This is a genomic window from Marinobacter halodurans (assembly GCF_004327985.1).
Taxonomy (GTDB): Bacteria; Pseudomonadota; Gammaproteobacteria; order Pseudomonadales; family Oleiphilaceae; genus Marinobacter_A; species Marinobacter_A halodurans.
Genome location: NZ_SJDL01000020.1, coordinates 49811 through 66579, shown reverse-complemented (window position 1 = coordinate 66579; position 16769 = coordinate 49811). Strand labels below are relative to the sequence as shown.

General features: G+C 61.6%; 15 protein-coding genes. 6 read left to right on the top strand and 9 right to left on the bottom strand.

Going from position 1 to position 16769, the window contains the following annotated elements; all coding sequences use genetic code 11:
• The first annotated feature begins 110 nt into the window (after positions 1–110).
• The 3 genes from xseA to EZI54_RS13335 all read left to right on the top strand — a co-directional run bounded on the left by xseA (position 111) and on the right by EZI54_RS13335 (position 4054).
• Entirely contained in the window at positions 111–1481 is a 1371-nt protein-coding gene (xseA, locus tag EZI54_RS13345) for an exodeoxyribonuclease VII large subunit (RefSeq protein WP_131482385.1), read from the top strand.
• Between the two features lie 131 nt (positions 1482–1612).
• The gene (locus tag EZI54_RS13340) at positions 1613–3487 is read left to right on the top strand and encodes a propionyl-CoA synthetase (protein ID WP_131482384.1); all 1875 of its coding nucleotides are present in this window, start codon (positions 1613–1615) and stop codon (positions 3485–3487) included.
• 357 nt (positions 3488–3844) lie between these two features.
• Positions 3845–4054: a cold-shock protein gene (locus tag EZI54_RS13335; RefSeq protein WP_111495917.1), complete on the top strand. Its 210-nt coding sequence runs from the start codon at positions 3845–3847 to the stop codon at positions 4052–4054.
• Positions 4055–4148: 94 nt separating this feature from the next.
• On the opposite strand, the gene leuA is transcribed toward EZI54_RS13335, so the two are convergent.
• The gene (gene leuA / locus EZI54_RS13330; protein WP_131482383.1) at positions 4149–5822 is read right to left on the bottom strand and encodes a 2-isopropylmalate synthase; all 1674 of its coding nucleotides are present in this window, start codon (positions 5820–5822) and stop codon (positions 4149–4151) included.
• A 281-nt stretch (positions 5823–6103) separates the two neighbouring features.
• Here leuA and EZI54_RS13325 point away from each other — a divergent pair, with 281 nt between their 5' ends.
• The gene (locus EZI54_RS13325; protein WP_131482382.1) at positions 6104–6592 is read left to right on the top strand and encodes an Lrp/AsnC family transcriptional regulator; all 489 of its coding nucleotides are present in this window, start codon (positions 6104–6106) and stop codon (positions 6590–6592) included.
• 109 nt (positions 6593–6701) lie between these two features.
• Here the strand turns inward: EZI54_RS13325 and EZI54_RS13320 are convergent, their stop codons facing one another.
• Positions 6702–7322: a TetR/AcrR family transcriptional regulator gene (locus tag EZI54_RS13320; protein ID WP_131482381.1), complete on the bottom strand. Its 621-nt coding sequence runs from the start codon at positions 7320–7322 to the stop codon at positions 6702–6704.
• 60 nt (positions 7323–7382) lie between these two features.
• Complete coding sequence (locus EZI54_RS13315; protein ID WP_131482380.1) at positions 7383–7793, bottom strand: PaaI family thioesterase; 411 nt, start codon at positions 7791–7793, stop codon at positions 7383–7385.
• Between the two features lie 200 nt (positions 7794–7993).
• Here EZI54_RS13315 and EZI54_RS13310 point away from each other — a divergent pair, with 200 nt between their 5' ends.
• Complete coding sequence (locus EZI54_RS13310; protein WP_131482379.1) at positions 7994–9724, top strand: proline--tRNA ligase; 1731 nt, start codon at positions 7994–7996, stop codon at positions 9722–9724.
• A 52-nt stretch (positions 9725–9776) separates the two neighbouring features.
• Here the strand turns inward: EZI54_RS13310 and EZI54_RS13305 are convergent, their stop codons facing one another.
• The 6 genes from EZI54_RS13305 to EZI54_RS13280 form a co-directional block, all read right to left on the bottom strand.
• Positions 9777–10754 (bottom strand): tRNA dihydrouridine synthase, encoded by a 978-nt coding sequence (locus EZI54_RS13305; RefSeq protein WP_131482378.1) that lies wholly within the window; start codon positions 10752–10754, stop codon positions 9777–9779.
• 516 nt (positions 10755–11270) lie between these two features.
• Positions 11271–11489 carry a DUF2835 domain-containing protein gene (locus EZI54_RS13300; RefSeq protein WP_131482377.1) on the bottom strand — a complete coding sequence of 73 codons (219 nt, stop codon included), beginning with the start codon at positions 11487–11489 and terminating at the stop codon, positions 11271–11273.
• The gene (htpG, locus tag EZI54_RS13295) at positions 11489–13393 is read right to left on the bottom strand and encodes a molecular chaperone HtpG (RefSeq protein ID WP_131482376.1); all 1905 of its coding nucleotides are present in this window, start codon (positions 13391–13393) and stop codon (positions 11489–11491) included. The genes EZI54_RS13300 and htpG overlap by 1 nt, the downstream gene beginning before the upstream one ends.
• A gap of 196 nt (positions 13394–13589) precedes the next feature.
• The gene (locus tag EZI54_RS13290; protein ID WP_131482375.1) at positions 13590–14024 is read right to left on the bottom strand and encodes a PaaI family thioesterase; all 435 of its coding nucleotides are present in this window, start codon (positions 14022–14024) and stop codon (positions 13590–13592) included.
• Positions 14021–14494 carry a PaaI family thioesterase gene (locus tag EZI54_RS13285; RefSeq protein WP_131482374.1) on the bottom strand — a complete coding sequence of 158 codons (474 nt, stop codon included), beginning with the start codon at positions 14492–14494 and terminating at the stop codon, positions 14021–14023. The genes EZI54_RS13290 and EZI54_RS13285 overlap by 4 nt, the downstream gene beginning before the upstream one ends.
• Before the next feature lie 45 nt (positions 14495–14539).
• Positions 14540–15265 carry a DUF599 domain-containing protein gene (locus EZI54_RS13280; RefSeq protein ID WP_131482373.1) on the bottom strand — a complete coding sequence of 242 codons (726 nt, stop codon included), beginning with the start codon at positions 15263–15265 and terminating at the stop codon, positions 14540–14542.
• A 228-nt stretch (positions 15266–15493) separates the two neighbouring features.
• Here EZI54_RS13280 and EZI54_RS13275 point away from each other — a divergent pair, with 228 nt between their 5' ends.
• Positions 15494–16738 (top strand): M48 family metalloprotease, encoded by a 1245-nt coding sequence (locus tag EZI54_RS13275; RefSeq protein WP_131482414.1) that lies wholly within the window; start codon positions 15494–15496, stop codon positions 16736–16738.
• Positions 16739–16769 lie beyond the last annotated feature (31 nt).

Below are 16769 nucleotides of genomic sequence, written 5' to 3'. Positions count from 1 at the left end.
TATGAGGGTGTGAATGGACAGTAAACCTGAATTCACGCCCCATATTTGCTTATCTTTTTGAATTTTCGCCGTTTTTAAATGTTCCGATTCTCGGAAAACCCCTACAAATTATGGATATAACAGCCAATACGTCCCGGCCGCGAGCGCTTTCGGTCAGTGAACTCAACCATCAGGTGCGCCATTTACTGGAAGTTTCCTTCCTCCAGGTGTGGGTCGAAGGCGAGCTTTCATCCTTTTCCCGCCCCTCTTCCGGCCATTGGTATTTCACGCTGAAGGACGCCAAGAGCCAGATCCGCTGCGCCATGTTCCGGGGCAACAACCAGCGGGTCAGCAAGACGCCGAAGGAAGGCGACCAGATCCTGATCCGGGGCAAGGTGACGCTTTACGAAGCCCGCGGGGACTACCAGATCATCGTGGAGAGCCTGGAGCCCGCCGGGCTGGGCGCCTTGCAGCAGGCCTTCGAGGCCCTGAAGAAGAAGCTGCAGGCGGAAGGCCTGTTCGAGGCGGAGCGCAAGAAACCGGTGCCGACCGTTCCCCGCCACATCGGCGTCGTCACCTCACCCACCGGCGCGGCCATCCACGACATCCTGACGGTCCTGAAACGGCGTTGTCCGGGTATTCCAGTGACGCTCTACCCCACTTCGGTGCAGGGCGCCGGCGCCGCCGATGAGATTGTGGACGCCATCCGGAAAGCCGAACGGCATGGCGTGGCCGATGTGCTGATCATTGGCCGCGGCGGTGGCTCCCTGGAGGATCTCTGGCCGTTCAACGAAGAGAAAGTGGCACGGGCCATCGCCGAATGCCGCCTCCCCACGGTCAGCGCGGTGGGCCACGAAGTGGATTTCAGCATCGCCGATTTCGTAGCCGACTTCCGCGCCCCCACCCCTTCCGCGGCGGCGGAGCACCTGGCGCCGGATCAGTCCGCCTGGTTACGCACGCTGGACCAGCAGTTGCACCGCCTGGAGAGCATCATTCAACGCATCCTTCGGAACATGGGCCAGCAGTTGGGGCACCTGGGGCAGCGGCTGCGGGATCCGCGCCGGGAGTTGCAGGCGTACCAGCAGCGCCTGGACGAGCAGGAAATCCGCCTGCTGTCGACCATGCGCCAGCGGCTGGCGCGTGTCGAGCAGCAGCTGCAGCAGAATCGCCAGCGACTGTCGGCCCAGAGCCCGCAACGCATGCTCAACGAGCGCCTGGAGCGCACCGGGCAGTTGGGCGAACGCCTCCAGCGCGCCCTGCACTGGCGCCTGGGCGAGCAGCGCGAACGCCTGGCCCATGCCGGGCAGGCTCTACAGCTCGTCAGCCCGCTCGCCACTCTCGACAGGGGCTACGCCATTGTGGGCACCGCCGAAAAGCCGGTCGTGCGCCGGGCCTCCGATCTCTATGCCGGCGACAGCATCACCGCCCGCCTTGGACAGGGGCATGTGGAAGCGCTGGTCACTGCGGTATACCCGGAGGATCCGCCTGCCAGGGGCGACTGACGAGCCACTCCAGGCGCCCCTGCCCCAGCCGGACAAACCTTAGCCAATCGTCTAGTAGCGGCCAGGAATTAACCACCTAAAGTGAAGGTAAATCCTCCTTCACAATGCCGATAACAAAGCGAGGTGGTTCCATGGGTTACCGCGACGAATTCCGGAAATCGATCGATGCGCCCGATGACTTCTGGAGAGAGAAAGCGGACCTGATCGAGTGGCTCAAGCCGCCCGAAAAGATCCTGACACGCCACGACGAGCATACCTACACCTGGTTCGAGGACGGTGAACTCAACACCTGCGACCTCGCCCTGGACACCCATGTCCGCAATGGGCTCGGCGACCAGAAGGCATTGATCTACGACTCCCCGGTGACCGGCCAGAAGCAGGCCTTCACCTACCGCGAGCTGACCGACCGGGTGGCCCGTTTTGCCGGGGCCCTGGCCCAGCATGGGGTGACCCGGGGAGACCGCATCATTATCTACATGCCGATGATTCCGGAAGCGGTGATTGCCATGCTGGCCTGCGCGCGGCTGGGCGCCGTTCACTCCGTCGTCTTCGGCGGTTTTGCCGCCCGGGAACTGGCGGTGCGTATCGATGACGCCAGGCCCAAGCTGATTCTCACGGCGTCCTGCGGCATCGAACTGCAGAAGGTCATCCCCTACAAGCCGCTGGTCGACGCCGCCATCGACCAGGCAGCGCACAAGCCGGAGGGCTGCATCGTCTATGCCCGCCCCCAGGCCGAGGCCCGCATGATTGAGGGTCGGGATTTCGATTGGGCCGAACAGGAGGCCAACGCCCAACCGGCCGATCCGGTGCCGGTCAAGGCCACCGACCCGCTCTACGTGCTTTACACCTCAGGCACTACCGGCAAGCCCAAGGGCGTGGTTCGCGACAATGGCGGCCATGCCGTGGCCATGCGTTACAGCATGTCGCTGGTTTACGGTGCGGAGCCGGGCGATGTGTTCTGGGCCGCATCCGATGTCGGCTGGGTGGTGGGCCACAGCTATATCGTTTACGGTCCGCTGATCACCGGGTGCACCACCGTCCTGTACGAAGGCAAGCCGGTCAAGACGCCGGATGCCGGGGCCTTCTGGCGCGTCTGCGCCGATCACGGCGTCAACGTCCTGTTTACCGCGCCCACGGCATTCCGCGCCGTGCGCAAGGAAGATCCCGAGGCGGATCACCTGGCAAAATACGACATTTCCCCGCTGCGTCGCATCCTCCTGGCCGGCGAGCGCCTCGACCCACCCACCTACGAATGGCTGCGCGAAAAGACCGGTCTGCCGATCCTGGACCATTGGTGGCAGACCGAGACCGGCTGGGCGATCTGCTGCAATCCGGTGGGGCTGGAGACCCTACGCCCCAAACCCGGTTCGGCCACCGTGCCTTCGCCGGGCTATAACGTCCAAATCCTCGATTTTTCCGGCCAGCCGGTGCGCCCCGGCGACCAGGGCCAGGTGGCGATCCGGCTGCCGCTGCCCCCGGGTTGCCTGACGGGCATCTGGGGCGACCAGGCACGCTTTATCAAGACCTACCTGACCCCCCTGCCCGGCTACTACACCACCGGTGACGGTGGCTATATCGACGAAGACGGCTACGTCTTCATCATGGGCCGTACCGACGACGTGATTAACGTGGCCGGACATCGACTGTCGACGGGCGAGATGGAAGAGGTGGTGGCCTCCCATCCGGCAGTTGCCGAATGCTGCGTCATTGGCGTGCACGATGAGCTCAAGGGACAGTTGCCCGTGGGCCTCGTACTGCTCAAGGACGGCGCCACCATTGAGCACGACGAATTGGAAGACGAACTCGTGGAAATGGTACGCGAGCGGATCGGCGCCGTGGCCTGCTTCCGCCGGGCCATGATCGTGGATCGCCTGCCGAAGACGCGCTCCGGCAAGATCCTGAGACGGGTGTTGCGCAATATCGCCGATGGTGAAGAGTACAAGGTGCCATCGACCATCGACGACCCCACCATTCTGACCGAGATCGAAAGCCGTTTCCGACCCTGAAACCGGACAGCTCCCGAACAACCAGCCGGTGCCCGAGCATGGCACCGGCTGGTTATAGCCTGATCATCCAGCGCTCCAATCCGAGGTCCCCAAGGGGCCTGCCCGCAACCTCCAATGGCCTCCAACTTCCTGTTTCCAGTGCCAAAGATTTTCTTTGACGGGTCCCAAAGAGGGTCTATACTGATTTTTGCTGTGGAAAGACAGCGGTATTCAGTGAAAGCGTTACCACGGTCGGCTTGAGTCGCTTTGCGTTGGTCCCTTCCTCGGTACTCTCTGTAGTTCTCAGCACACCGGCTTTCTCCCCCCGGAGAGGCCTCCCGTTAAGGGCTTACCCTCAGGAATAGACAGGATAGATTCATGTCAGATACGAAAACGGGCCACGTCAAGTGGTTCAACGAAGCCAAGGGTTTTGGCTTTATCGCTCAGGAAGGCGGCAGTGACGTATTCGTCCACTACAGCGCTATCAACGCATCCGGCTTCCGTACTCTCGCCGAAGGACAACAGGTCCAGTTCACCGTGACCCAGGGTCCGAAAGGACCGCAGGCGGAAAACGTTACTCCGCTCTGATCACTTGAAGACAGACCGGCCACCTCCGTGGCATGGCCGGTCAACAAAAAAGCCGACACCCAGGGTGCCGGCTTTTTTATGGGCAACGGTGGCGTTATGCCGTTGCCGTGCCAGACGCGGAAGTTTCAGTCACCGCCACATGGTTGGCCACTGCAGAAAGCAGCGCCTGGAGCGTCGCCGACGTGGTGTCCTCGGCCAGCGCCGCCGCACTGTGAGGCTCGCCATTCACCTGGATGCGGATGCAGGCCATGGCATTTGCATTGGTCCCTTCACCCAGCGCGAACTCCTCGTAGGCTTCCACCGCCAGGCGCACATCAAAACGCTTCTCGACAGCGGCCGCCACGGCTTCCACGGCACCCAGGCCTTCACCGGAAAGGCGCTCGCTTCCGAACTCAACCGTGGCGGTCACACCGTCGTCGGTGCGATGCAGGTCATAGGTCCGCAGGCGCCATTCCGGGCGAACCGCCAGGTATTTTTCCTCGAACAGGCGATGAATGGTGTCGGAGTCCACCTCCCCGCCTTCGGTTTCGGCCGCCTGCTGCACCACCTTGCTGAACTCGATCTGCAGCCAGCGCGGCATGGCGATGTTGTAGTCGCGCTCCAGCACGTAGGCCACGCCGCCCTTGCCGGACTGGCTGTTGATGCGCACCACTTCCTCGTAGCGACGGCCCAGGTCACGCGGGTCGATCGGCAGGTAGGCGATCTCCCACTTGTCGCCTTCCTTGTAGGTGGACAGACACTTGCGGATCGCGTCCTGATGGCTGCCGGAGAAGGCGGTAAACACCAGCTCACCCGCGTACGGGTGCCGCGGATGCGTCGGGATCTCGGTGCAGGCTTCCACCACATCGGTGATCTCGGCCATGCCGGACAAATCGAGCGTCGGATCGATGCCCTGCGAGTACAGATTCATGGCCATGGTCACCAGGTCCATGTTGCCCGTGCGCTCACCGTTGCCCATCAGCGTGCCCTCGACGCGATCGGCGCCGGCCATCACAGCCAGTTCCGCCGCCGCAACAGCACAGCCCCGGTCGTTGTGGGTGTGTACGCTGATCTGGAAATGCTCGCGGTATTTCACGTTATCGCAGATCCATTCGATCTGGTCGGCGAACACATTTGGCGTAGCCATTTCCACCGTGGCCGGCAGGTTGATGATGACCGGTTGTCCCTGGTCGGGACGCCAGACTTCGTTGACCGCATCGATCACTTCAGCGGCGAAATCCAGCTCCGTGCCGGTGAAACTCTCCGGCGAATACTGGAAGGTCCAGTTGGTGCCGGGCTGCTTCTCGGCGTGGGACTTCACGATGCGCGCACCGTTGACGGCAATTTCCTTGATGCCTTCGCGATCCATCCGGAACACCTTCTCCCGCTGCACGGTCGACGTGGAGTTATAGACATGGACGATCGCGTTTTTGGCACCTTCAAGGGCCTCGTAGGTCCGTGCAATCAATTCCGGACGGGCCTGGGTCAGAACCTGGATGCGCACGTCGTCCGGCACCCGGTTCTCCTCGATCAGCTTGCGACAGAAATCGAAATCCGGCTGGCTCGCGGCCGGGAAGCCGATCTCGATTTCCTTGAATCCGAGCTTGACCAGCAAGTCGAACAGGCGCTGCTTCTGCGCAACGGTCATCGGTTTCACTAGGGCCTGGTTACCGTCCCGCAGGTCAACGGCACACCAGGTCGGCGCGTGCTGGATAACCTGGTCGGGCCAGCGGCGATCGGTCTTTTGGACCGGCTGGAAGGCAACGTATTTGCGATGATCGAATCCCATGACGATTCCTTGCTGAGTTCAAGTAATAACGAGAATGACAGGCGCCCGCCTGCATCAGGCTGACGGGCCTCCTTTCCTGTGTCCGTTGGCTTTTGGCCGGGACGGGCATCGGATTGATGCCGGTTGCCTGCCTCCGGGTCACGGCCGGTAAGCGGTCGGGAGCGCAAACAACGTAGACAGGATATGAAAAATAAAGCGCAATGTGCTTGCTAATTTTCGCCCATCTCGGACATGATTGAAAGATTCCGCCAATATTTTGGTTATAAATAGCGAAGTCTGCCGTGAATACTGAAAAACTCGTAAAGCTCGATCGTATCGACCGAAAAATCCTAGAAGAATTGCAGCGCCATGGCGAACTGAGCAATCAGGAGCTCTCGGAACGCGTAGGACTGTCCCCGTCACCCTGCTCCCGGCGCGTCAAAGCCCTGGAAGAAGCCGGCATCATCGTACGCCGGGTGACGATACTTGATCACAAGAAACTGGGGCTGGCGCTGACGGCCATCATCCTGATCGGCATGGATCGCCACACGCCGGAGCGGTTCGAGGCGTTCGAGCGACAGGTTGGAGAATACCCGGAAGTGCAGGAATGCTACCTGATCACCGGGCAGGACGCGGACTACATGCTCAAGGTGGTGGTGCCGGACATGGACCACTACCATGAATTCCTGCTGAACAAGATCACGAGGATCCAGGGCGTGAGCGGCGTGCATTCCAGCTTCGTGCTGCGCCGGGTGATCGACAGTACCGCCCTGCCCCTGGGCTACCTGTAACCGTCTACTCCGGGCGGGGAACCGGCCGCCCGGGCCTGCACCACCAGCCGTCACCCACTTCGCGACCCATGTCCGATTACGCAGGCTTTCACATCATGACGCGTCCTTATCAACGCTCAGCCATCATCAATGTGTCCAGATACGCCCGCACCATCCGCTTCAGCTCACCCACCAGCATCTCCGCTTCCGGCTCGGGCACCGTCACGGCCAGTCGGAGCAGACTGCCGCAGGCGCGAGGTAACATCATGCTGGCCGCGTGTCGCTGTCCGGCAGCCACCTGCGGGCAGTTGGCCGCCAGGTAGGCGTCCAGGTCGGCCGCGTTGGCGTGCAGTTCCTGCAGATCGAGTGCCTGCAGCTCCGGCATGGCCTCCACGCCGGCCCAGATAGCCTGGTAGGCCGGCTCGTCCCGATAGAAGACGTAATAGACATCCAGCAGGGTTTCGACAATCGTTTCCGGCCCGCAGCTGGCCAGACGTTCCCTGAGCAGCGTTTCCAGCTTCTCGACATGCCGTTCGGCAATGGCTTTCACGATCGCGGACTTATTCGGGAAATAGCGATACAGGGAGGCCAGCGACATGCCGGCACTCCGGGCAATGGCCGACATGCTGGTGCCGTCGACACCGGTATCGTGGATGGTCAGGGTGGCGTGCTTGAGAATGGTTTCCACACGCTCCCGGCTGCGGGCCTGCAAGGGCCGGCGGCGCGGGGAAACGCTTTGTGCATCGATCATGGTTTCCGGCTTACCTCGTGGTCCACCGGTAGCGACACGCCGGCCTGGCCGCAACGGGCGTCAGGCTGGCAGCGCGTAGCTGCCGGTCACATGGGCAACCAGTCGTTCTTCCCCGCCGGACAACAGGCGGACTTCACAGAACGCCAGGCGGCGCCCCATCCGCAGGACAACAGCCTCGGCCACCAGATCGGCGGGCGCAGGCCTCTGCAGGAAATTGATGTTCAGGTTACTCGTTACCGCCATTTCCACCTTGCCCAAAGAGGCCAGGATGGCGGCGTACATGGTGGCATCGGCCAGGGCCATCTGGACGGGACCGGACAGGGTGCCGCCGGGCCGCACGAAATTTTCGGCGAAAGGAACGCGCGTCCGCGCAAAACCGTTACGCACTTCGTCCACACGAAAGCCGATGTCGCCGGCCATCGGGACGCCTTCGCGGATCAACACCTCCACTTCGCTGGCACTGAGGGTCATAGGCTACACCTGTCCTTCCTGTTCGATTGCTGTCGGGCGGCACGCCCTGCCTGTACGTAATCACAATGGCTCCGTACAATAGCGAGCTTGATTGAATCAAAGGACTACTTTACCGGGACAGCGGTTCAATGTCCGCACGATCGTTGCGCGAACCGGCTGCCCAACCCCCGTTAACCACAACAGAAGCACGGACTCCCGAGATGCGCGCAAGCCGTTATCTGATAGCCACACTGAAAGAAACACCCGCTGACGCGGAAATCATCAGCCACCAGCTCATGCTTCGTGCCGGCATGATCCGCAAGCTGGCCGCCGGCCTGTACACTTGGCTGCCATTGGGCCTGCGGGTCCTGCGCAAGGTGGAACGGATCGTTCGCGAGGAGATGGACAGGAGCGGTGCCCAGGAAGTGCTGATGCCGGCGGTCCAGCCGGCGGAGCTCTGGCAGGAGTCCGGGCGCTGGCAGCAATACGGCGGCGAACTGCTGCGCATGAACGACCGCCACGGCCGCGACTTCTGCTTTGGCCCGACGCACGAAGAAGTGATTACCGATATGGTCCGCAACGAGCTGAAAAGCTACAAGGACCTGCCGGCCAACTTCTACCAGATCCAGACCAAGTTCCGCGACGAGCGCCGCCCGCGTTTCGGCGTCATGCGCGCCCGCGAGTTCATCATGAAGGACGCCTACTCCTTCAACCTGGACCAGGCCAGCCTGGACGAAACCTACCAGGTCATGCACCGGACCTACTGCAGCATCTTTGATCGCCTGGGCCTGGACTATCGTGCGGTGGAGGCCGACTCCGGCGCCATCGGCGGCAGCTCCTCACACGAATTCCACGTGCTGGCCGCCTCCGGCGAGGACGAGATCGCCTTCAGCACCGGCGGCCAATACGCCGCCAATATCGAGAAGGCAGAAGCCGTTGCACCAGCGGGTGAGCGTCCTGCCCCCGCTGAAACCATGGCGGAGGTCGACACACCCGACCAGCACACCATTGCCAACCTGGCCCGGTTCCTCAATATCGACGCCAGCCACACCATCAAGACCCTGATCGTGAAAGGCGCGGCGGATGAAGACGGCAACCAGGGCCTCGTGGCCCTGATCCTGCGCGGCGATCATGAGCTGAACGAAATCAAGGCGGAGAACCTGCCGGATGTGGCCGAGCCCCTGACGTTCGCCAGTGAGGAAGAGATCAAAGCCTCCGCGGGTTGCGGTATCGGCTCCATCGGGCCGGTCGGCCTGTCCATCCCGCTGATCGTGGATCGCAGCGCTGCTCACATGGCGGATTTTGTCTGCGGCGCCAACAAGGATGACGTCCACCTGACCGGCGTCAACTGGGAGCGGGATGTGCCCCTGGGCCGGGTTGAGGACATCCGCAACATCGTCGAGGGCGATCCCAGCCCGGCCGGCGATGGGCACCTGGAAATCAAGCGCGGCATCGAAGTAGGCCACATCTTCAAGCTGGGCAACAAGTACAGCCAGGCGATGAATGCCACGGTGCTGGACGAGAACGGCAAGTCCGCCATCCTGGAAATGGGCTGTTACGGCATCGGCGTGTCGCGCATCGTTGCGGCGGCGATCGAGCAGAACCACGATGACAGGGGCATCATCTGGCCGATGGCCATCGCGCCGTTTGAAGTGGCGGTTGTGACGCTGAACGCGCACAAGTCGCCGACGGTCATGGAAGCGGCGGAAAAGCTGTACGACCAGCTGCGCCAGGCCGGTCTGGACGTACTGCTGGACGACCGCAATGAACGACCGGGCGTGAAATTCGCGGACATGGAACTGATCGGCATTCCCCACCGTGTCGTCATCTCCGACCGGGGTTTGCAGGCCGGCACGCTGGAATACAAGGGCCGCAGCGATGCGGACCGCCAGGACATCCCGACCGCGGATGCCCTGCCTTTTATTCTGAAAGCGACAGGCCGCCCGGCCTGATCCGGTTGGCTGCGGTGGCATCCCGCCATCGCAGCCATGCCTCACCCGAGCCTTAAGCGCTCACTCGCCAATCGACACCAGCCCCGGCGCTTTCCTCCAGCAACCGGCATACCGCTTCCGGCTCGCTGACCCGCTTCACCTTGTGCCAACAGGCCTCGGCTTCCGGGTACTGACGACGCGTGTAGTTCAGCCACTGCTTGATACGGCCGGTGACGTAGCGGCCTTCCAGGAAGGTGTGCAGGGTGCGGGAATAATCCACCAACAGCGCCACAACGCCGGACCAGGGCAAATCCTCACAGGTTTCACCGGCCTGGCTGGCCTTGATCTGGCGCGCCAGATCGGGGCGCGCCACCAGGCCACGACCGATCATCACGTCGTCGCAGCCGGACACCTCTCGGCAACGCCAGTAATCCTCAACGGACCAGACATCCCCATTGGCAATAATCGGCGTACGCACCCGTTCGCGAACCCGGGCGATCTCCTCCCAGTAGGCCGGCGGCCGGTAGCCATCCACCTTGCTGCGGGCGTGGATACAGATCTCACTGGCCCCGGCGGCTTCCAGGGCCTCGCCACAGGCAACGCCCATGGACCGGTCGTCATAGCCCAGACGCATCTTGGCGGTGACCGGGATATCCTCAGGCAGCGCCTCCCGAACGGCAGCCACGAGGTTGTGCATCAACTCCGGCTCGCGCATCAGCACCGAACCCCCGCGGTGCTTGTTGACCGTCTTGGCGGGACAACCGAAATTCAGGTCCACCTGGGGTGCCCCCAACTCCGCCGCCTTCGCCGCGTGAATCGCCACCTGCCGCACATCGGAACCCAACAGCTGCACCGCTACGGGCACCCCGGCCCGGGTCCTGGCGCCCCGCTTCAGTTCCGGCGCAAAGCGGTAGTAGACCCGCTCCGGCAAGGTCCCGCGCGCCACCCGGATAAACTCGGTGACACAACGGTCAATGCCGCCAACCGACGTCAGCAGTTCACGAATATAGCAATCAACCAGCCCTTCCATCGGGGCGAGAAACAGGCGCATGGGGATATCCAGAGAATCTTTGGGCGCCATTGTAGAACGTTGCGGGGCGAAAGGAAGGGATTGGTGTGCATGATAAGAACAACCCGCAATTCGGACAACTTCGGCAGTAATACCCTCAAGGCTCTTTGCAGGGTCGCGAAAACTCGTGATTACCCGGAAGCAAATGGGTCGCCTTGCCGAAGGAGGGACAAGGATGTCCCGGTCGTATTAGCCGGCCATGGACGGCCGTCTAATACAGCGAAGGCAAGGCGACCCATTTGCTTCCCTGGCAGGGGCTTAAGGTCTTGGATGCTATATATGCAATAGACCTGCATACACATTCACTGGGAAAGCGCATAGTTCACGTAGTAATCCATCCACTCAAGAAACGCCCGACTCCACTTCGATATCGCCATGACCCTCTCCTTCGTTTGTTGCGCTTGTCACCACTGAAATCTAGGCCAGCGAAAGAAAAAGCCACAATCAATTATGGCTAGATCTTTAAAAGAAAATAGCTATAAGTAAGGATCGGCAAGGCTAAAGGCGAACAATATCCTTGAAGCGCCCTTCGGCATCGAAATTAATCCGGAAGGACCCGTGAACACCGTCACGGAGGGCAAAGCGGGACAGGATGCGGGCCGGGAAACGGACGCTGCGTCCGTCCCGGGCCACGGTGTGGACATCACGGGCCACGCCCTGATAGAGCTTGATCCACTCCTCAGGGCTGATGGCCAGGTCCACCACAATCGACTGCATCAGGCGTTGCTCATTTCCAGCAGCAGTCGGTTGAGCCGGCTGACGTAGGAGCCGGGATCCTTGATCTGTTCACCGCTGGCCAGCGTGGCCTGATCGAACAGGACCGCAGCCAGATCGCCGAAGCGCTCGTCGGAAGCCTCCTGCTCCAGTCGAGCCACCAGCGGGTGATCCACGTTGATCTCGAAGATCGGCTTGCTGTCCGGCACCTTCTGCCCGGCCGCTTCCATGATCTTCTTCATCTGCGCGCCCATGTCGTAATCACCCACCACCAGGCAGGCCGGCGACTCGGTCAGGCGATTGGTGACACGCACTTCCTGGACACGATCATCCAACGCAGTCTTGATCCGCTCCAGCAGCCCCTTATGGGCCTCGGTCGCCTCTTCCTGGTGCTTCTTGTCTTCCTCGGTCTCTTCCTCACCCAGGTCCAGCTCGCCGCGGGCCACGTCCTGCAGCTGCTTGCCATCAAACTCGGTGAGGTAGCCCATCATCCACTCGTCGATGCGGTCGGACAGGATCAGCACCTCGATACCTTTCTTGCGGAAGACCTCCAGGTGCGGACTGCTCTTGGCGGCCGTGAAACTGTCGGCGGTGATGTAGTAGATCTTCTTCTGACCGTCCTTCATCCGCTCGATGTAATCCGCCAGGGAGACATTTTCGGTCGGCTCACCGGAGTGGGTCGAGGCAAAGCGCAGCAGGCCGGCGATCTTCTCGCGGTTGCTGAAGTCTTCCGCCGGCCCCTCCTTGAGGACAGTGCCGAACTCATCCCAGAACCCCTGATAGTTTTCCGGCTCCTTCTTGGCCAGCTTGCCCAGCATGTCCAGGACACGCTTGGTCAGCGCGGACTTGATGTTCTCAACCGTGCTGTCGTTCTGCAGGATCTCGCGGGACACGTTCAGGGACAGGTCGTTGGAATCCACCACACCCTTCACGAAACGCAGGTACAGCGGCAGGAACTGCTCGGCGTGGTCCATGATAAAGACACGCTGGACATACAGCTTGATGCCACGCGGTGCGTCCCGGTTGTACAGGTCGAACGGCGCGCGTTTGGGGATGTACAGCAGGCTGGTGTAGTCCAGCTTGCCCTCGACCTTGTTGTGGGACCAGGTGAGCGGATCCTCGAAGTCGTGGGCAATGTGCTTGTAGAAGCTCTTGTATTCCTCGTCGTCGATTTCGGTCCGCGGCAGCGTCCACAGTGCCGTGGCCTCGTTGACGGTCTCGTCCTTGGGCTCGGCGTCCTTGTCGTCCTCATCGCTGCTTTCAGCCTTCATGACGACCGGGAATGAAATGTGATCGGAATACTTCTTGACCAGGCTGCGCAGGCGGTAGCCATCGGCAAACTCACTGGCTTCCTGCTTCAGGTGCAGCACGATCTGCGTGCCGCGCGCCGGACGGTCCACGCTCTCGATGGTGAACTCACCGTCACCGGTAGACTCCCAGTGAACGCCTTCTCCGGCAGGCTCGCCGGCGCGGCGGGTGAAGACTTCCACCCGATCGGCGACGATAAACGCGGAATAGAAACCGACGCCGAACTGGCCGATCAGCTTGCTGTCCTTCTTCTCGTCCCCGGTCAGCTGGTTCAGGAATTCAGCGGTACCGGACCGGGCAATCGTCCCCAGGTTCTGGATGACATCGTCACGGTTCATGCCGATACCGTTGTCGGTCAGCGTGACGGTATTCGCATCCTTGTCGTAGTCCAGGCGGATCTTCAGGTCGGGATCGTCCTCGAACAGGCTGTCATCCTTCAGGGCCGCGAAGCGCAACTTGTCTTCGGCGTCCGAGGCGTTCGACACCAGCTCCCGCAGGAAGATTTCCCTGTTGGAATACAGCGAATGGATCATCAGGTGAAGCAGCTGCTTCACTTCGGTCTGGAAGCCCAGAGTCTCTTTCTGCGTTTCGACCGTCATGGGGAATGGTTCTCCTTGCTCAGTACCCGTCTTGTTAGCGGGCCAGCCGGTCTACCGACTGACCACCCTTGGCTAGGCAAAGAAGATTGGGGCGCTTGTTTTCATTTCAAGCGTATTGGGCAAGGTCGGGCTTAAAGCGGGATGATGCCGGGCAACGAACTTGCCTGATCGCCCGGCAACGGAGGGCCGGCGAGCCTCAGTCCTCCATCAGGAAGTGGGCCCGGGCGGTGGCGATGGGCTGGCTGCGGGACTTCTGCCAGGCCGTGACCATCACGTTGGCGACGCGGTTGCCCTGCCGGGTCAACCGGCACTCGGCGTAGGTTTCCCGGTCCAGCCCGGCCCGCAGATAATCCAGCGAAAAGTCGACGATCCGCGGCATGCGCAGGGATTCCTGGGACATCATCAGGTAGATCGCTGCCGAGAGCTCCATAAACCCGCCAATCACGCCGCCGTGGATCGCCGGCAGGATGGGATTGCCCAGGTTTTCCTTCTTGCGCGGCAGGCGGAAGATCAGGTCATCGCCAAAGCGATCGCACAGCAGGCCGATGGTCCCGGCGTAGGGAATGTCGGCCAACAACCGGGAAAAATCCCCCGTCTCCTGGGTGTAACGCAGGGTTTCGGCGCTGGTCATTCCACACCTCCGGTGATCAGTTCACGATACGCCTTGGGCGTCGCTTCACGGCCAATCCGCATGAACGTCGCCACACAGTTGGCGATAGTCTGGCCGTGGCTCTCCTGATAGGCCTCGCAGCGGGTGAAGATGATGTTGCGGGTCACCCGATAGGTTTCGGCGCGCGCCAGCACCGCCTCGTCCGGCTCGGCCGGACGCATATAGTCCACCCGCAGGTCCAGCGTTGGACAAAGCTCGAAGTCCTCCAGCGCGCAGATGATGACCGAACCGGAGGCCGTGTCCATCAGCGTGGTGATCGCCCCGCCGTGGATGATGCGGGAATCCGGATTGCCAATGATCTTTTCGCTGTAGGGCAAACGCAGCACCAGGTGGTTCTCGCGTGCTTCCGCCACATCGATGCCCAGGGCCTGGACCTGCTCCAGGGTATGGATAAACCGGTTGACCCGGTCGAATCGGATGGAATCGTTCATGCCAGTCACTACCTCAACGGCGACGACGGCGCTTGCAGGACCGCGCTACTGGTCGTCGCCTTTCTTTGATACAGGGTCGTCGAACACCTTGCCCGACCGCAATGTATCCAGCGCATCGGAGCGGAACTCCCGACGGTACAGGATAATCACCACCAGCGTGGACGCGATGATGAAACAGGCCGGGTGCACGAACCAGGTCACCACGGCGAGCGCATAATAATAGGAACGCAGCCCAAGGTTAAAGGCATCGCCGGCGAGACTACAGACCCGTGCCGAGCTTTGGGCAAAGGCTTCGCGGGAAGCCGGGGATACCTGCTTGTCGTCGCTCAAGGGTGCGCCACCCACCAGGACCGCCGCGAAATTATACATGCGCATGGACCAGGTGAATTTGAAAAAGGCATACACGAACACCAACATCAGCATGAACAGCCGGATTTCCCAGACCGACCGGTTACCACTGCTGGCAAACGGCAGCGAGCTGAAAACCTCCATCACTTCCTGCGTGTAACCCAGGGCCGTCAACAGACCCGCCAGGATCAACAGGCAACTGGACGCGAAAAAGGCGCCGTTGCGCTCCAGGTTCCCGACCACCGAGGCGTCGGCAATCCGATTGCCTCGCTTGAGCATGGCGCGCATCCAGTCTTCACGATAAAGATCGAGGGTATTGGACAGACAGGGCCGGTCGTGGGCCTTGCGCCGGGAATACTCGCTGTATCCCAGCCAGCAGATCAGGAACCAGGCCAGCGCCATCAGGTCCAGTAGAGGTATCATCAAGACAATCCATCAGCAGCGTGGAACGGGCGCGCCCACGGCGCCCCATCCCCGAAGCATAATGGATGGTCGAAAATACCTCTATTATACAAGGCGCTAAGGAACCTCTGATCCACTCCCCTATTGCCTCTGCGCGTTCGGCACCCGATATGCTATAACCTGAAGCAAACCCCACCTTTCACGGAGTGACGAGTGAGACATTTGCGATTGCCCCTGACAGCCCTGGCGATGGGCCTGTTGCTCGCCCTGGGCGGCTGTGCGGTAAACCCGGTGACCGGCGAGCGCCAGCTCTCCCTGATTTCGGAAAGCCAGGAAATGGCCATGGGCGCTGAGCAGTACAAGCCCACCGTGCAGCTTCAGGGCGGGCAATACCAGGCCGATCCGGAGCTGACGGACTACGTCCAGCAGGTCGGCCAGAAACTGGCGGCCGTCAGTGACCGGCCGGACCTGCCCTACGAATTCGTGATTCTCAACAGCAGCGTCCCCAACGCCTGGGCCCTGCCCTCCGGCAAGATCGCCGTCAATCGCGGCCTGTTGACCAGGTTGGAGGACGAAGCCCAACTGGCTTCGGTCCTCGGACATGAGATTGTGCATGCCGCCGCCCGCCACAGCGTCCAGCGTATGCAGCAGGGCATGATTCTCAACGCCGGCATCGCCGGTCTGGGCATTGCCCTGTCGGACAACGACTACGCCTCGCTGATCATGGGTGGCGCGGCCCTGGGCAGCCAGCTGACCATGGCCCAGTACAGCCAGAGCAATGAACTGGAAGCGGACCATTACGGCGTCAAGTACATGGCGAAAGCCGGTTACGACCCGCAGGCCGCCGTCGAGTTACAGGAAATATTCGTCAAGCTGGCCGAAGGCCACAACAGCAGCTGGGTGGATGGCCTGTTTGCTTCACACCCACCGTCCCGGGAGCGGGTCCAGGCCAACCAGCAGCTCGTGGACAAACTCGGCGATCCGGGAGGTTATCGCGGCGAACAGGTTTACGATAACAAGCTGGCCTACCTGCGCAGCAAACAGCCGGCCTACGACGCGCAGGAGGAGGCGGTCAAGCTGGCCAATGAAGGTAACCTGGATGCCGCGATCAACAAACTGGACAAAGCGATCAGGATCGAACCCAAGGATCCGTCGTTCTATGCCCTGCGCGGACAGATCCTGAAAAAACAGGGTAAGCAGGACGCCGCCCAACAGGACTTCGACAAAGCCGTGTCGCTTTACCCGGATATGTTCAGCTATCACCTTTACCGGGGACTGGGCTATCTCGATGCCAACAAACTCAGCGCGGCGCGCACCGACCTGGAAACGGCCAACAAGGTGGTACCGACCGCCATCGCCTACCTCCGGCTCGGGGACATCGCCGTCAAGCAGAATCGCCGGGAAGAGGCCGCGCAGTACTACTCCGCCGTGGCCCAGACAGACAGCGAGCTGGCGAAGGAGGCCCAGCAGAAGCTGGCCGCCCTGCAGCGCTGATAGCTTAGGGAAACCCATTGCAAAGGCCCGT